Source organism: Bradyrhizobium sp. SZCCHNS3002 (assembly GCF_032377435.1).
Taxonomy (GTDB): domain Bacteria; phylum Pseudomonadota; class Alphaproteobacteria; order Rhizobiales; family Xanthobacteraceae; genus Bradyrhizobium.
Genome location: NZ_JAUHHY010000002.1, coordinates 217,410 through 233,470, shown reverse-complemented (window position 1 = coordinate 233,470; position 16,061 = coordinate 217,410). Strand labels below are relative to the sequence as shown.

Genomic DNA, 16,061 nt, shown 5'->3' with positions numbered 1-16,061 from the left:
GCGACGCGCGCGTGATGCTGTGCTTACGAGCGGCCGTGCTGCGTCCAGCCCGACGTCCACTTTCGGATGCGCGCGGCGGAGCGTTGCAGGTTGCCGGCCTTGAGCTCGCCGGAGCAGACGGCGGCGGTCAGCGCGCGATTGATCTCGCGGCCGACGTCGGAGGTCTGATCCGCGTCGCTCAATTTGGTGAACATGATGATATCCGCGCCCGCCTTGACCGCGTCGATGGCGGCGGCGGCCGGCGGCTTGGCATCGAGGATGGCTTTCATGGCGAGATCGTCCGTCATCACCACGCCGTCGTAGCCGAGGTCGCGGCGCAGCAGGCGATCGATCGCATGTCCGTCGCTCTGGGTGGCAACGCCGCCCCATCGCCGGGAATTGGCCAGATGTCCGACCATGATCGCCCCGGCGAGCCCTCGCCTCATCAGCCGCCGGTACGGCTTCAACTCTGCCGGTGACCAGGTGGTTGTGACGTCGGCAATGCCGGCATGGCTGTCGGCGGTCGATGATCCATGCCCGGGAAAATGCTTGAGCACCGTCAGGATGCCCTTCTTCCGGTGCGCCTGGATGAACGCCGCCGCATAGCGCACGACGGCGTCGGAGTCGGCGCCATAGCTGCGTTGCCGCTGCCCGATGACCGGGTTCGACGGGTTGGTGTTGAGGTCCACCACCGGCGCGAGATTTATGTTGATGTGCAGCGTCGCGAGCTTCTCGGCGAGCGCGGTGTAAGCGCTTCGCGCCGCCGTGATGGAGCCGCGAGCGACCTCTGCGGCCGACGGTGTTTCCGCAAGGCCGACATTCGATCCGAGCCGCTCGACCGTACCGCCTTCATCGTCGATGGCGATGAACGGAGGAGACGCGCATTTGCATGATCGGATCCGGTCGATCATCGCGGTGAGATCGTCCGATGTTCCGACGTTGCGGCCGAGGATGACGACGCCGCCGATCAACCCCTCCTCGAGATCGGACAGGACTTGCTGAAATCCCGGATCCGATGTCTTGGTCCCGAAGAAACCGGCCATGATCATCGGGCCGACCAGTTGCGCGGTTGCCGGTCTCTTGCTGCAGTCGGCAGCAAGGCCGGTCTGACCCGACAGCGTCAGGAATGCGGCCGCCAGGGACCGTCGGCCAAATCGTCGGAGCATGGCGATCCCCGCTTGGCGGCTGTTTCGGCGACTCAGGTTCACCGGTTCAGATCACGTCGCTGACCGCAGGACTCAGATCGTCGCCAGACCGCCGACCCTTGCCCCTTCCGCAATCGTCCGCGGCGCCGCGTTCAGCTGCTCGATCGCAAAGCCGGCCGCCTTCTTGTAGCCGGCCATGAACGCGTCGCGTTCGGCCGGCGGGATCACGTCATCGATATCGGTGAACGTCCCGCCACAACGCTCGTCCACCAGATTGAGCAGGCCGAACGGTCCGGCGCCGCGGTTGCGCAGGATGACCTGCGAGATCGGGGCGCACAGTTTCTCGTCATAGGCCGCGAGCGCGGCGGGCGTCACGCCGTGCGCGAGCAGGCAGGTGCCGAGCACGCGGGCGTCGACGATCGCCTGGCTCGCGCCATTGGAGCCAGTCGGGTACATCGCATGCGCGGCGTCGCCCATCAGCGCCACCGGCCCGTCGACCCAGGTCGGCACCGGATCGCGGTCGATCATCGGGTTCTCGTAGGCGCCGTCGGCGCCGGCGATCAGCGCGGGCACGTCGAGCCAATCATAGGTCCAGCCGGCGAAGTGGTGAGCAAACTCGCTCACCGGAACCTGGCGGAACCAGCCGGTCTGCTTCCAGCCCTCGGTGTTGTCCATCGTCACTTCCGCGATCCAGTTGATCAGCGCCAGTCCGGTCTTCGGATCGGGATGCGAGATCGGATAGACCACGACGCGATGGCGGTGGGTGCCCAGCCCGACGAAGGACGAGCCGGTGCGCATCGGCTTCGCCCAGGTGACGCCGCGCCACATCACGGCGCCGCCCCAATGGATCGGCGGCTGCGTGGGATGCATCTGCGCCCGGATCGCCGAGTGGATGCCGTCGGCGCCGATCAGGAGCCGCCCGCGCTGCTCGGAGCGCGAGCCGTCGGCATGCTCGACGCGGGCCATCACCGACCCATCGGCATTCTTGTCATATCCAGTGACGCGGCTGCCGAGCCGCACGGCGTCGCGCCCGGCACGCTCCACCAGCCGGCTGTACAGCAGCATGTGCAGCTTGCCGCGATGCACGGCATATTGCGGCCAGTTGTAGCCGGCGAGCAGGCCGCGCGGCTCGGAATAGATGTCGTTGCCGTTCAGCCCGACCAGCGCCCATTCCTTCGCTGGGACCCCGACCTGGTCGAGATCATCTGCGCCGATGCCGAGATCATAGAGCTCGCGCACGGCATTGGGCTGCAAATTGATGCCGACCCCGAGCGGCCGCATCTCGCGCACGCTTTCATGGACGATGCAGGGCACGCCGATCTGCTGCAGGGTCAGCGCCGTCGCCAGGCCGCCGATGCCGCCGCCGGCGATGATGACAGGGAGGTCGGTCATGGGCATGGTCCGTCGCGCGTGAACTCGGAAAACAAGGCTCGCAAGGAGGGTCAAAGGGCATGGGGGCGCGGGCGCTGCAGCGCGCGCGGGAATCGCCTCCCCTCGATCCACGACAGGCATCGTCTGCCGGTCTGATGGGAAAAGGCCTAGTTCAGAAGGCGCGCGGAGACAAGGGGAATGGGCTCTCCGTGCAGGTATGATAGGCTGGCGCCATGTGGCGCCGATGTCTCGTATTGTCTCTGTCCCTGCTTCTCTCTTTTGCTGGGAGCCTAGCCATGGCCTTCGACATCGAGGCTCATCGCGGCGGCCGCGGTCTGTTTCCGGAGAACACGCTGCAGGCCTTTGCCGCTGCGCTGGCAATGGGTGTCGACACGCTCGAGCTCGATATCGGTGCCACTCGCGATGGCGTGCTCGTGGTCTCGCATGAGCGGCGCATCAATCCGGATCTCGCCCGCGATGCCGCCGGCAACTACGTCGCTCAGCCCGGGCCGCTGCTGATCGAGCTGCCGCTCTCGGAGGTGCAGTCCTACGACCTCGGCCAGATCCGTCCAGGCAGCGACTACGCCAGGCAGTTTCCGGAGCAGCGGGCCTTGTCGGGTGATGTTCCTCCGCCGTGCATTCCGACCCTGAAACAGCTCATCGATCTGGTGCGCAGCGCGGGCAACACGCATGTGCGCCTCAACATCGAGACCAAGCTCGATCCCCATCATCCCGAGGAGGCGCCCGATCCGGAACGCTTCGTCACGCTGCTGCTCGATCTGCTGAAGGCGGAGGCGTTCACCGACCGCGTCATGGTCCAGTCGTTCGACTGGCGCACCCTGCAGCTGGTGCAGCAGCGTGCGCCTGAGATTCCGACGGTGTATCTGACGATCCAGCGCGGCAGGTCGCCGAACGTCTCTCTCGCACAGGCCACGCATTGGACTGCCGGCTTCAACCCCGCCGATCACGGCGGCTCGCTGCCGCGCACAATCCGCGCGGCCGGCGGCAAGGTGTGGTCGCCCTATTTCGCCGATGTCACGCCCGAGCTGATCAGTGAGGCGCATGCGCTCGGCTTGCGAGCCGTCGTGTGGACGGTCAACAAGCCCGAGGACATGGCGCGGCTGATCGATATCGGAGCCGACGGCATCATCTCCGATCGTCCGGATCTGTTGCGCAAGGTGGCGGTCGAGAAGGGCGTCTTATGGCCCGCGGCATCGCCCGGCGAGCCAAAGTAGAAACGGACGGCGGCAGCCGTCCGCCTTGACAAATCCCGTGCGTGCGAGCCCGCGGTCTCAGAATCGATAGTTCACGCCGAGCGTTGCGGCGTGCATGCGGTCGCTGACCTCGAAGCCGGTGATGTTGACGACCGGGGCCGTGTTGGTCATCGTGATGCCGCGGGTGCCGAAGTCATAGTAGTTGTATTCGACATTCGCCGACCAATGCGGCGCAAAGGCCCACTCGACACCGCCTCCGACGGTCCAGCCGGGCCGCGTCGACGTCGTGCTCGGATCGACCGCATCTCCCGCCGGCAGGATGAACGGGTCCTCATTGCGCTCGCGGGTCCATGCAGCACCGCCGCGGGCATAGACCAGCCAACGCTCGCCATAGATGTAGCCGAGCCGAACCGTTGCTGAAGCCAGGACATCGTTCGTTGTGATGAATTGCGAGGGGCGGACCGCTCCGGTGATGCGGTTCCGCACTGAGCCGGGATGACTTGTTCGCAGCGTGCTCCAGGAAGCGCGGGCTTCGGCGCCGATCGCCCAGTTGGGCGCAAACTGGTAGTCGCAGCCGATCTGGCCGCCACCGACAAAGCCTGCGGCATCGTAGTCCCTTGAGACGCCGAGATCATTCGTCGTCCGATCGTCGCTGACCAGTCCGCCGAGATGGCCACCGGCGAAACAGCCGGTCCAGGTGAACTTGATGGGAGCTGCCGGGGGGCTGGCCTTGAGGGGCAGATCGGCGGCGAACACAGTCGAGGCGGTGAAGGCAATCGCCGCCGTACCCAGCAGAACTCTCAGCATTCCCAGAATTCCTCAGCTTCCCGCCGAGGTGGTAACATGCAGCGGTCGAACTGCATGTAGTTCGACCGCAACATTCCGCAAAATTACCGAGCGGGCCCCCACTTGGGGCTCTTGCTCTGCCGGTGCTCACCCCATCACCACCTCGTGCCGGATCACGAACGGCGCCAGCAGCGTGTGCACCTCGTTCTCGATCGCCTCCCGGCTCTCCGCCGGCACGTTGCGCAAGGTCACCGTGGCGAGGCTGCCGTGGCTGCCATGGGCGCCGACCTTGACGCTGCAATCGATGCCGCGGTCGGTCAGTTGCGACAGCACCTTGGTGAACACGCGCGCCGCGGCATCCCAGCGCAGCTGCGGCTTGAACACCTTGCCGACGCCGGTCACCGGCATCGGATCGATCGGGATGATCTGCACCGGCACGGCGGCGCGCTCCGGCGTGCGCGCGCGCACCCAGTCCTCCAGCTCGCCCGGCTGCACGGCAGCACCGGGCTTGAGCTGGACATAGCCGATCGGCAGCTCGCCGGCGTAAGCGTCGGGCTGGCCGACCACCGCGGCGAAGCCGACCGAAGGATGCTGGAACAGGATCTCCTCGATCGGCGCCGGATCGATGTTGTGGCCGCCGCGGATCACGAGATCCTTGGCGCGGCCGGTGATCCACAGGAAGCCGTCGGCATCGAGCCGGCCGAGATCGCCGGAGTTCACCCAATGGCCGTCGACGAAGGCGCCCTTGTTGTGGACGTCGTCGAGATAGCCGGAGAACACGCCGGGCCCGGCCATGATGACGACTCCGATCTCATCCGGTGCGCAATCGCGCTCGTAACGGCCATCGGCGTCGAGCTTGACGATCCGCACCTTGGCGTAAGGCAGGGGCAGGCCGACCGAGCCGAGCCGGATCGGCTGGTCCGGATAGGCCATGGTGTGCACGCTCGCGGTCTCGGTCATGCCGTAGACTTCGATCACCGGCAGCTTGAGCTTGTCCATGATCGCCTGTCCGACCGCGACCGGAATCGCCGAGCCGCCGCCTGCGGCGTAGCGCAGGCTGGAGATGTCGGCATCGCCCTGCGGCACCGCGAGCGTCGCCGCCAGCACGGTCGGCACGCTCGATAAGGTCTCCGGCTTGAAGCGCTCGACCAGGCCCCAGATGTTGCGCACCGCGTTCGGATTGCGCCAGCCGGCGCCGGAGAGCACGACGAGGCAGCCGCCCGCCGACAGCGTCTGCAGCGCCTGGGTCAGCGATCCCCCGACATGAAACAGCGGCATGCCGAACAGCAGGGTGCCGCCGGGCTTGGCCTTCAGGATCAGGTTGACGCCCCAGGCCTGATAGACCTGATTGCCATGGCTGTGGCGCACCAGCTTCGGCGTGCCGGTGGTGCCGCCGGTGTGGAAATAGGCGGCGGTGTCGCTCGCCTTGATCTGCCGGCCGCTGACCAGATGATCGCTCGGCTGCGGCCCGATCAAATCGTTGAAGGCATGAATGCCGTTGGCAGGATCACCGCCGCCGCCATGCACCTGCACGATCGCCTTGAGGTGCTTGAGGCCGCCGCGCACCTTCTCCACCTTCTGCCAGATGTCGGTGCCGGGCAGGGGACCGAGCGCCACCAGCACCTTGGTCTTGGCGGCATCGAGAATCTCGGCGATCTGGTGCGGCTCGAGCAGCGGATTGACCGGGTTGGCGATGCCGGCCGCCTCGGCGCCGAACAGCGTCACGAACGCGTCCGGCACCAGAGGCAGCATGAAGCTGACGACGTCGTCAGGGCCGACGCCGAGCGCATGAAACATGTTCGCGGCCTGCGTCACCCTGGCGACGAAGTCGCGATAGGAGATCACGACCGGCGTATCGGCGGGATCGGCATTCTGCAGAAACTGGATCGCCGGCGCGTCCGGATTGGCAGACGCGCCGCATTTCAGCGCCTCATAGGTGCTCCGCGCGGCGATGCGTTCATCATACGGCGTCTGCTCGAAGGCGCGGATGTCAGCGGTGCTGGCGAATGTCGGATAGTCGCTGCCGATGGCGCGATCGAGCAGATGAATGCCCATGGCCTGTCCTCCCGGTGTCGTGTCCTCGTCCGGCCGATGCGGCCGGTGATCGCGCGCGGGCTCTGTGGCCCGTTTGTCGCGATCGCGAGAGGACAGGATGAGCGAGGATTCGTCTTGCGTCTATCCCGGTATGATTGGGGACTCCGGGAGAATTGTCGCAGCAACGCTGCGCTGCAGCGTTAGTTGGGGAGAAGCGCGCTGTCGCTCACCCGGATCGAGCCCCGCCATGCGCTGTGCGATACAGCGCCCTCTCCCACAAGGGGAGGTGGCGCATTAACGCGCACCGCGAATCGATCGTTCAAGCAGCGCCTCCTCAGCTCGCCGCGTCGATCAAATTTTCGAGCAGCCGCTTCAGCTCGCCGGTGGCCTTGTCGCCATAGTTCTCCAGGATGTGCGCTTCCTGGCTGGCCGCCAGCGAGTTCAGCCGCTTGCACAGCGCCTTGCCATGGTCGCTGATGAACATCAGCACCTTGCGGCGGTCGTGGGCGTCCTGGCGACGGTAGACCAGCGAGTCGGACACCATGCGGTCGATCATCTTGGTCAGGGTCGGGTGGTTCAGCAGCACCGCGTCGGCGAGGTCGCCCATCGAGTGTCCCTCGCCGTCCGAGAGCACCTTGAGGATGCGCCACTGCTCGACGGGCACGCCTTCCGTGCTGAGGCGCGATTCCAGCTGCCGGTTGATCTCCCGGTTGGCCTGCGCGAGCAGATAGGCGAGATGTTCGGTGAGGGGGGTGTTGGGATGGGGCGGTTTGGCCACGATGAACTTCGCTTGCGGTCCCGGCTTGAATGAATGTCCGGCAGTTGCTGCCCGATCTATATGCATCCCAATTCTTGAACATTCAACATTTTCGAATAGGATATTTGCCGAACGCGTGCTGATTTTGACGGCGTATGACCGCCGGCCCACAATGGGCCAGACACGGTTGCGGCCAAGGAGTGGGTGTGCTCTCGACAGGATCTGTCACGGCCGGGCGTTTCGGTCTGCCGCCATCCCTGCTGTTCAGGAGCCCGCCCCGGCGGGCCGGCCTTCCTGCACTCGCCCCCTTCGATCCCGACCGTCTCCAGCGGCGCGGCTCCCGGAGCCGGCTGCGCATCGGCAACTTCCTCACCTTCTCCGGCTCGCCCGGCATCTGGGGGCCGGCTGCGACCAACAGCGCGCTGCTGGCGGTGTCCGAGATCAACCGCCGCGGCGGCATCCTCGGCCGCGAGATCGAATTGTCGTTCTACGATTCCGGCGGCCCTGTGGCCGAGGTGGTCGAGCGCGCCAGGGATGCCCTCGAATTCGACGATATCGACGTCGTGACGGGCTCGCATATCAGCGCGGTCAGGCTGGCGCTGCGCCGGCTCACCCGCGGCCGCATCCCCTATGTGTATACGCCGGTCTATGAAGGTGGCGAGCGCACGCCCGGCGTGATGGCGATCGGCGAGACGCCGCACAGCCAGACGCGCCCTGCCATCCACTGGCTGGCGGAGAACAAGCGCGCCCGGCGCTGGTACCTGATCGGCAGCGACTATGTCTGGCCGTGGCAGTCGCATCTTCAGACCAAGACCTACATCACCGAGGCCGGCGGCCAGGTGGTCGGCGAGGAGTTCGTGCCGGTGGGCGAGGATGATCACCAGGCGCATCTGGCGCGCATCCGCGCCGCCCGGCCCGATGTCGTGCTGGTCTCGCTGATCGGCACCGACAGCATCACCTTCAATCGCGCCTTCGGCGAGTCGGGCCTCGCCGCGACCACGCTGCGTCTCGCCGGCGCGGTGGACGAAACGGTGCTGCTCGGCATCGGCGCCGACAACACCGAGAATCTGTATACCTCTTCCGGCTATTTCAGCTGCATCGGCTCCAAGGCCAATGACGCGTTCATGAGCCGCTACACCGCCATGTTTGGCGCCCAAGCGCCGCCGGTCGGATCGGTCGGCCAGTCGAACTACGAGGGCCTGCGCTTCCTGAAGGCCGCCGCCGAGCGCGCCGGCTCGCTGTCCCTGCGACCGCTCGCTGCCGCCGGCCGCAACATCGTCTATTCCGGCGCGCGCGGCGAGGTGACGATCCGGCAGGGCCGCGCCGGCATGGCGATGCATCTCGCCGCGGCCGACGGGCTCGATTTCAAGATCATCCGAACTTTCTGAGACGTCCGCCTGCTCAGGCAGCCGCAGCGCTCTTGGCAGGCGCGCGCGCCGGCGCTGTCGGCACGTCGCGGATCATCCGGCTGATCGCCTCCTGCGGCATCGGCTTGCCGAACAGGAAGCCCTGCACGCTGCTGCAGCCCTCCTCGCGCAGGAAGGCGAGGTGCTGCTCGGTCTCGACGCCCTCGGCCAGCACGGGGATGTTGAGGCTGCGCCCGAGCAGCAGGGTCGCCTTGACGATCGCCGCGGCGTGCACGCTGGTCTCGACCGACTGGATGAAGCTCTTGTCGACCTTGATCTTGTCGAACGGAAACACCTGCAAGGTCGACAGCGACGAGTAGCCGGTGCCGAAATCGTCCATCGCCACCGTGACCCCGATGGCCTTCAGCGCCTGCATTACCTGTAGCGCGTGCTGGCGGTCGGCGATGATGCCCGTTTCTGTCAGCTCGATCTCCAGCCGCTCCGGCGCCAATCCGGTCTCGCGCAGCACCTCGGCGACGCGCTTCGGCAGGTCGTGGTTGAGCTGCATCGGCGCGACGTTGACGGCGACCTTGAACGGCTGGCTCCAGCTCGCGGCGGTGGCGCAGGCGGTGCGCAGCACCCAGTCGCCGATGTCGACGATCAGCCCGGTTTGTTCGGCCATCGGAATGAAATCGTTCGGCGGCACGCGGCCCTTCACCGGGTGGTTCCAGCGCAGCAGCGCCTCGAAGCCGATGATGCCGCCGCTCTGCGTGTCGTTCTGCACCTGGTAGTGCAGCTCGAACTCGTTGCGCACCAGCGCGCGCTTGAGGTCGATGGCGAGCTCGGCGCGCCGCCGGCTGGCCTCGTCCATCGACGGCTCATAGGTGCAGATCTTGCCCTGGCCGAGACTCTTGGCGCGGTACATCGCGAGGTCGGCGCGGGTGAGAAGCTCGTCGGCGGTGAGGCCGTGGTCGGGATGCAGCGCGATGCCGATGCTGCAGCCGACCGAGAGGCTGCGTTCCTCCCACTCGACGGGCGCCAGCACCAGCGTGCGCATCCGCTCGGCGAACTTCGCCGCCTCGGTGCGCGCGAAGATCTCGCTCTTGACCGCGACGAACTCGTCGCCGCCGATCCGCGCCAGGAACTCGCCGGGCTGCAGCGTCGATGCAATACGCTGAGCGATCATCGTCAGCACGGCATCGCCCGCGGCATGGCCGTGCGCGTCGTTGATGTCCTTGAAGCGGTCGAGGTCGATCGCGAGCACCACCAGGTGCGCCGTCTCGTCGCCGTCGGTCAGCAGCGGCGCCAGCCGATGGCCGAGGCCGTTGCGGTTGGGCAGGCCGGTCAGCGGATCCTGCAACGCGAGCTGCCGATAGCCTTCGACAGCCTCCTGCGCCGCCTGCAGATCGATCATATAGGCCGAGGCGGCCATCGCCATGATCAGGCCGATGCCGGTGACGATGCTGATCAGCATCACGCTGTCGGACAGCGATTGCACGGGCGCGTCGATGCCGGCCATCGGCGCCAAGGTCAGCGCAGCCATGCCGGTGAAATGCAGGCTCAGGATCGCGAGCACCATCGCCAGCGAGCTGCCATATTTGCAGAACCGCGTGACGGGACGGGCGATGCGGTTGGCGGCGACGGCGCCGAAGCCCGTCGCCAGCGCGACCGAGAGCCAGATCGCCGGCGCGTGCCAGGTTCGGATGCCGTCGAGATTGAGCGCGCCCATGCCGGTGTAATGCATCGCGGCGATGCCCAGCCCGAACACGGCGCCGCCGGCCTCGATCAGCGGGCCGCGCTGCGTCCGCGTGGTGATGAAGAAGCCCAGCCAGGAAAACACCACGGCGAGGCCGAGCGAAGCGAACGTGAGTCCCGCCTCGAACGAACGGTTGCCGGATGCGTCATAGCCGAGGATGGCGGCAAAATGCGTCGTCCAGACCGTGCCGCCGGCGACCAGCCCGGCCAGGAACAGCAGATGGAAGCGTCGCAGGCCGGTGTTGCGGCGGACGCGCGCCAAGAGCCGCATCGACAGCAGGGAGCCGAGCACGCAGACCAGCAGCGCGGCGGCGACGTAGCGCAGATCATGATCGGCGGGCAGGCAGGACAGAATCGTCAACATCGGCAATTTACCTCACGCAGCCAGCTACGCTCCGCGGCGGGACGGGTTTTGGCGCGCGCGGAATCGCGGTTAGCGAAGCGTCAACGCGGGCAGCACCTCTGCCCGCGCCGAGTCATGCACGAGGTCGGACAGCCGATGATTAAGCCGCCGGCCGCCGGCGCTGGGTTTCGCCATGGAACCTGGGACATCGTGACGAAACTGCCAACGCCATGCGCGACTCTTTGCGGAGCTGGAACACGCGGGACTATTTGCTGGCGACGTTGCCGGGCAGCGCGTAGGCCCGCACATAGTCGCCGAGCTTGGTCCCGAACGAGCCGTGCCCGCCATCGACGGTGACGACATACTGTTTGCCGCCGGCCTCGTAGGTCATCGGCGTCGACTGGCCGCCGGCCGGCAGCCGGTCCTGCCACAGCAGGCGGCCGTCCTTGACGTCGAAGGCGCGGATGTAGTCGTCCATGGTGCCGGTCAGGAAGGCGACGCCGCCCGCAGTGACCATCGGGCCGCCGAGCATCGGTACGCCCAGCTTGAACGGCAGCGGCAGCGGCGCCTGGTCGCGGATGGTGCCGACGCGGTGCTGCCAGACGATCGCGTTGGTCTTGAGGTCGATGGCGGCGAGACTGCCCCAGGGCGGCGCCATGCAGGGGATGCCGAGCGGCGACAGGAAGATGCCGAGCGAGACGCCGTAGGGCGTGCCGTACATCGGCTGCACGCCGAGCTCGGTGCCCGGCGGATGCGCGGCGTTGGGTTCGGCCGGATTGTCCTTGCCGCGCGGCACCAGCCGCGACACGAACGGGATCGACTGCGGATTGGCGATCGCGATCTTCCGAACGGGATCGATGGCGATGCCGCCCCATTCGAACATGCCGAAATCGCCGGGATAGACCAGCGTGCCCTGCTCGGAGGGGGGCGTGAACGGCCCTTCGTAGCGCAGCCGCTTGAACATGATGCGGCACGCCAACTGATCGAACATCGTCGCGCCCCACATCTGCGCGCCCGAGAGCTCCTTTCGCGGCCGGAAGCTCAGTTCGGAGAAGGGTTGTGTCGGCGACAGCCGGTCGCCGGGCGCAGCGCCCTGCGGCACCGGCTTCTCCGGCGCGGGGACCAGCAGATGCCCGTCGCGGCGATCGAGCACGAAGATGTTGCCGGTCTTGGCCGGCACGTAGATCGCCGGCACCACGCCGTCCTTGCCGGGCATGTCGACCAGGCTCGGCTGCGACGGCATGTCCATGTCCCACAGATCATGATGCACATTCTGGAACGACCAGCGCAATTTTCCCGTGGCGATGTCGAGCGCCACCAGCGCCGAATCATAGCGCTCGTTGTCGGCCGAGCGGTTGCCGCCCCAGATGTCCGGCGAGCTCGAGCCGAGCGGGATGTAGACCAGGCCGAGCGCCTCGTCGGCCGCGCCGACGCTCCAGCCGTTCGGCGAGCCCGGCGTGAAGTGATGCGTGGCCGACGGCATCTCGTTGGGATCGGGATTGCCGGGATCGAACGCCCACAGCAGCTTGCCCGTGTAGACGTCGAAGCCGCGGATCGCGCCCGACGGCACCTTGTTGGAGTAGTTGTCGATCACGGCGCCGGCCATGATCACGACCTTGTCGGTGACGACCGGCGGCGAGGTGCCTTCGTAGAAGCCGAGCGTGGTGATCTCGTTGCCGGCCTTGAGATCGATCTGGCCGTGCTCGCCAAAGCCCTCGCATGGCTTGCCGCTGTCGGCGTCGAGCGCAAACAGCCTTCCGTCATTGGTCGGCAGGAAGATGCGCCTGGCGCATTCCGTCGGGGCCGCCGCGCCTGACACGTCGACCGCGCCCGGCTTGGTCTCGTGATAGGCCACGCCGCGGCAGGTCATGTGCTGGAAATTCTTGTGATGTTCGATCTGTGGATCAAACTTCCAGCGCTGCTTGCCGGTGGCGGCATCGAGCGCGAACACGATCTGATGCGGCGAGCAGGTGTAGAGCAGATCGCCGATCTTCAGCGGCGTGACCTCGTTGGTGAACTCGTCGGGATCGTCGGGCCCTTTGCGGTCGCCGGTGCGGAATTCCCAGGCGAGCTTGAGAGTCTTCACATTGTCGGGTGTGATCTGCTTCAGGCTCGAGAAGCGCGTGCCGAAATTGGTCGCGCCATAGGCGGTCCAGTCCGCCTGCGCCTCGGCTGGCGCGGTATCGGTGCCGGCCGTCGCCGCCGCGGTCTGCGGCAGCGCGCCATCGGCGCCGAAACGATCGCCGCGCAAGGAGGCGCCGAGCACGACCACGGCTACCGCAAGCACGGCCACGAGCCCCCAGCGCGCCGCGCGCATGTCGCCCACCAGATGCGCCGTGATGAATGGCAGCAGCAGCCAGACGCCGAGCGGCACCAGCACGTCGCCGCGCGGCGCCAGCGACCAGAAATCCAGCCCGACCTCCCAGATCGCCCAGATCATCGTGCCCAGCAGCAGCACCGCGTAGATCCACAGCGCCGCCGCATGCCGCCGCCACAGCAGCACCGCGACGACCAGCAGCGCGAGGCCTGCGACCAGGTAATACGGTGAGCCGCCGATCGCGGCGAGCCACGCCCCGCCGGCGAGCAGCGCGAGGCCCATCAGGCCGACAACGATCGCGGTGAAGGTGAGCAGCGGCGCGCGCTGCAGATGGCGGGCTGCGGCCATTGCGCGGCTCCAGGCTGATGATGACAGGCCGCGGCGCGACGCCGCAGCCGCGTCATGAACGGCGAGGAAGGGCGGAAGTTCCTGGCCGTGCAGGGCACGGGATGGGGCCGCCGCGCGGTCGCCGACCTCCCTCCCGGCACACGGCCTTTTGCGCGCCTTCCGTGGCCGGAACGGGTTGCCGCTCCATGACGAAATTAATACGATCCCATGTCGTTCACATGAAAATTGGAGTGCCCGGATGCGTGCGCAGTCGCGAGCCCTGTCGAACCCGGTCGCCCTGTGGTGGGCGATGCTGACGCTCGTCAGCCTCGCCAACATCGTGTTCTGGTTCATCCTGTACCGCCAGCTCAACGGCGGCAGCAGTTCGGCGGGGCAGGCGTCCCAGACCGGTTCGATGCTGGCGCTGTCGGCGGCCTATGTGTTCGGCTGCGCCTTCCGCTCGGTGCTGCCGCGCGCCGACGTGCAGCGCATCTGCCTGGTCGACAGTTGGCTGTCGAGCGTGTTCGTCGGCCGCACCGTGGCGACCATCGCCGAGATCGCCTTCGCGGCACAATGGGCCATCATCCTCGCGCAGCTCGGCGCGATCGCCGATGCCGAGACCGCGGTGAACATGGCCCGTATCATCGTGCCGCTGATCGTCATCGCCGAGATCTGTTCCTGGTACGCCGTCGTCACCCGGAATTTCCTCTACAACGCGATCGAGAACTCGCTGTGGGCGGTGGCCTTCCTGCTCGTCGGCATCGGGCTCGGCCGGCTGCTGCCGGAGTTCGATGGCGTGGTGCGCGGCCTGCTGATCGCGGGCCTCGTCGGCATCGCCTGCTATCTCGCCTTCCTCGTCGTGATCGATGTCCCGATGTATGTGAAGCGCTGGCGCATCGAGCGCGCCGCCGGCACGCCGCTGCTGCATCCGCTCGCCGGCCTGCGCGACTCCGCCACGCGCTGGACCGTCACCCACGAGTTCGAGCACTGGAAGGAAGAGATCGCCTGGATGTCGCTGTATTTCAGCGCCGCGGTCTGGGGCTCGCTGGCGCTGTGCGCACTCTCGGCAATGAACGATCACCTGCCGCGTGATCGCGCGCAGGCGACCGGCGCGCCGCCGGCCATCGTCCAGCAGAGCGCCGATCGGTCCTGACGCGACATCCCGCCGTGACGGTCACGGCGGGATGTCCCGCTTGCCTCAGCCATGCATCGCGAAGTGATGCGAATCGTCCATCTGGACGATGTGGCTGTAGTCGGCGTGCGGCGCATCGTGCACGGCCACCGGCGCGTGATCGAAATTCGGCGGCACGATGCCGGTGTTGCCGGGGTGGCCATGGTCGCCGAAATTGTCGACGATGACCGGGTTGTGCGACGAGCCTTCGCCGTGCAGCGGACCGGAGCCGAACCCCGAGCCCAAGCCCGAGCCCTGGCCACCCTGGGCGTTGTCGCCCGACTGCTGGATCGCCGAGGCGATCGAGTCCCAGAACCCGCCATGGCTGCCGCCCTCGGACCCGCCATGGGCCACCGCGATGCCGTCGCCGCGCAATCCGTCCTGCGCCAGCTTGAAGATATCGCCGATCGCAGCGCCGAGATCGCCATGGCTGAGGTCGTTGACCAGCGAGCCGAGGTCGTGGCCGATCGCGTCGAGCTGCTGACCCAGCGAGTGGCTCAAATCGCCCGCGGTCTGTGCCAGCCCGTTGAGGCCTTCGCCGACGAAGTGGCCGACGCCATCGACGATTCCGGTGCCGACCGCATCGGCGCCGTGCGCGATGCCGGAGATCGCCTCGCCGATCGGTCCGCCGATCAGGTGGCCGGCCGCCGACGCCGTGTCGGTGACCACGCCGATGGCCCCGTCAGCCACCGCCACGCCGGCGTCGAAGCCGCCCTTCACCACCGCGCCTGCGGCGTCGAGCGCGTCCATGCCGACCTCGCCGGCCGTTCCGACGATGGTGCCGGCCATGTCGAGCGCGCCGTGGCCGACTGCGCCCGCTGCCTCCAGCCCGGCCTCGCCGAGGCCGACCGCGGTGTGCGCGAGGTCGCCGGCGACGTCGAGGGCGCCATGCGCCACGTCGCCACCGACCTTGAGCCCGCCGTCGACGATGTCGCCGCCGATATGTTTGACGTCGTTGATGACGCCGTCGAGGTCGCCATGCACCAGGTGACCGACGCCGGACGCCACGTCGCTCACGACGTTGACGCCGGTGTGGAGGACGTCGCCGCCGACATGGACCACGGTCGACGCGACGTCGCCGACGGTGTGAAGCAGGCCGCCGCCGATCGCCTCGGCGCCGTGCCCGATCGCGCCGAGCACGCCGCCCACGGTATGGATGGCCTCGCCGCCGAGCGCGCCGATGCCGTGCACCACGCTGCCCACGGCATGCGCCGCATCGCCGGCGACGTGCTCGACCGTGTTGACCACGGCGCCCGCCGCGCCGCCGACCGCACCCGCCACATCCTTCGCGACGTCCTTCACGTCATCGACGGCGGAACTGACGGCATCTCCGATATCATCCCAAAAGCTCATGACCTGCTCCTCTCGGTTGCGTCACCTCGCCTCGGGTGACGCGCCGTTTGTCGCAGATCGCGTCCGCGCGCTCCGTGCGCGACATCACGCAGGCTGAGAGGTGGCAGGGCTCCGGCGCGAAGCCTGTCGGCAAGACCAGGCCATCCACGTCCTCGGGGGCCGC

11 protein-coding genes are annotated in these 16,061 nt (G+C 67.5%); 3 read left to right on the top strand and 8 right to left on the bottom strand.

Features of this window, described 5'->3' with window-relative positions:
• Positions 1–23: 23 nt before the first annotated feature.
• On the bottom strand, positions 24–1,145 hold the full coding sequence (locus QW845_RS05455) for a glycoside hydrolase family 3 N-terminal domain-containing protein (protein WP_315800610.1): 1,122 nt from the start codon (positions 1,143–1,145) through the stop codon (positions 24–26).
• A gap of 72 nt (positions 1,146–1,217) precedes the next feature.
• Positions 1,218–2,516 carry a flavin-dependent oxidoreductase gene (locus QW845_RS05450; protein ID WP_315800609.1) on the bottom strand — a complete coding sequence of 433 codons (1,299 nt, stop codon included), beginning with the start codon at positions 2,514–2,516 and terminating at the stop codon, positions 1,218–1,220.
• 275 nt (positions 2,517–2,791) lie between these two features.
• Here QW845_RS05450 and QW845_RS05445 point away from each other — a divergent pair, with 275 nt between their 5' ends.
• Positions 2,792–3,730, top strand: a complete 939-nt coding sequence (locus QW845_RS05445; protein ID WP_315800608.1) for a glycerophosphodiester phosphodiesterase — start codon at positions 2,792–2,794, stop codon at positions 3,728–3,730.
• Positions 3,731–3,787: 57 nt separating this feature from the next.
• Here the strand turns inward: QW845_RS05445 and QW845_RS05440 are convergent, their stop codons facing one another.
• The 3 genes from QW845_RS05440 to QW845_RS05430 all read right to left on the bottom strand — a co-directional run bounded on the left by QW845_RS05440 (position 3,788) and on the right by QW845_RS05430 (position 7,307).
• Positions 3,788–4,516, bottom strand: a complete 729-nt coding sequence (locus QW845_RS05440) for a porin family protein (protein ID WP_315800607.1) — start codon at positions 4,514–4,516, stop codon at positions 3,788–3,790.
• Positions 4,517–4,642: 126 nt separating this feature from the next.
• Positions 4,643–6,550, bottom strand: a complete 1,908-nt coding sequence (locus QW845_RS05435) for an acyl-CoA synthetase (protein WP_315800606.1) — start codon at positions 6,548–6,550, stop codon at positions 4,643–4,645.
• A 313-nt stretch (positions 6,551–6,863) separates the two neighbouring features.
• Positions 6,864–7,307: a MarR family winged helix-turn-helix transcriptional regulator gene (locus tag QW845_RS05430; RefSeq protein ID WP_315735215.1), complete on the bottom strand. Its 444-nt coding sequence runs from the start codon at positions 7,305–7,307 to the stop codon at positions 6,864–6,866.
• Between the two features lie 185 nt (positions 7,308–7,492).
• Here QW845_RS05430 and QW845_RS05425 point away from each other — a divergent pair, with 185 nt between their 5' ends.
• Positions 7,493–8,674 carry a substrate-binding domain-containing protein gene (locus QW845_RS05425; RefSeq protein WP_315800605.1) on the top strand — a complete coding sequence of 394 codons (1,182 nt, stop codon included), beginning with the start codon at positions 7,493–7,495 and terminating at the stop codon, positions 8,672–8,674.
• 13 nt (positions 8,675–8,687) lie between these two features.
• Here the strand turns inward: QW845_RS05425 and QW845_RS05420 are convergent, their stop codons facing one another.
• Together QW845_RS05420 and QW845_RS05415 are read right to left on the bottom strand one after the other, a co-directional pair.
• Complete coding sequence (locus QW845_RS05420; protein ID WP_315800604.1) at positions 8,688–10,751, bottom strand: putative bifunctional diguanylate cyclase/phosphodiesterase; 2,064 nt, start codon at positions 10,749–10,751, stop codon at positions 8,688–8,690.
• A gap of 244 nt (positions 10,752–10,995) precedes the next feature.
• Complete coding sequence (locus tag QW845_RS05415) at positions 10,996–13,395, bottom strand: membrane-bound PQQ-dependent dehydrogenase, glucose/quinate/shikimate family (protein ID WP_315800603.1); 2,400 nt, start codon at positions 13,393–13,395, stop codon at positions 10,996–10,998.
• A 238-nt stretch (positions 13,396–13,633) separates the two neighbouring features.
• Here QW845_RS05415 and QW845_RS05410 point away from each other — a divergent pair, with 238 nt between their 5' ends.
• On the top strand, positions 13,634–14,527 hold the full coding sequence (locus QW845_RS05410) for a hypothetical protein (protein WP_315800602.1): 894 nt from the start codon (positions 13,634–13,636) through the stop codon (positions 14,525–14,527).
• A 45-nt stretch (positions 14,528–14,572) separates the two neighbouring features.
• Here the strand turns inward: QW845_RS05410 and QW845_RS05405 are convergent, their stop codons facing one another.
• Positions 14,573–15,898 carry a hypothetical protein gene (locus QW845_RS05405; protein WP_315800601.1) on the bottom strand — a complete coding sequence of 442 codons (1,326 nt, stop codon included), beginning with the start codon at positions 15,896–15,898 and terminating at the stop codon, positions 14,573–14,575.
• Positions 15,899–16,061: the final 163 nt, after the last annotated feature.

Excerpts from the sequence above, each read along its gene's own strand:
- QW845_RS05420 (WP_315800604.1), bottom strand. The coding sequence starts at position 10,751 with ATGTTGACGATTCTGTCCTGCCTGCCCGCCGATCATGATCTGCGCTAC.
- QW845_RS05445 (WP_315800608.1), top strand. The coding sequence starts at position 2,792 with ATGGCCTTCGACATCGAGGCTCATCGCGGCGGCCGCGGTCTGTTTCCG.
- QW845_RS05415 (WP_315800603.1), bottom strand. The coding sequence starts at position 13,395 with ATGGCCGCAGCCCGCCATCTGCAGCGCGCGCCGCTGCTCACCTTCACC.
- QW845_RS05410 (WP_315800602.1), top strand. The coding sequence starts at position 13,634 with ATGCGTGCGCAGTCGCGAGCCCTGTCGAACCCGGTCGCCCTGTGGTGG.
- QW845_RS05450 (WP_315800609.1), bottom strand. The coding sequence starts at position 2,516 with ATGACCGACCTCCCTGTCATCATCGCCGGCGGCGGCATCGGCGGCCTG.
- QW845_RS05440 (WP_315800607.1), bottom strand. The coding sequence starts at position 4,516 with ATGCTGAGAGTTCTGCTGGGTACGGCGGCGATTGCCTTCACCGCCTCG.
- QW845_RS05455 (WP_315800610.1), bottom strand. The coding sequence starts at position 1,145 with ATGCTCCGACGATTTGGCCGACGGTCCCTGGCGGCCGCATTCCTGACG.
- QW845_RS05405 (WP_315800601.1), bottom strand. The coding sequence starts at position 15,898 with ATGAGCTTTTGGGATGATATCGGAGATGCCGTCAGTTCCGCCGTCGAT.
- QW845_RS05435 (WP_315800606.1), bottom strand. The coding sequence starts at position 6,550 with ATGGGCATTCATCTGCTCGATCGCGCCATCGGCAGCGACTATCCGACA.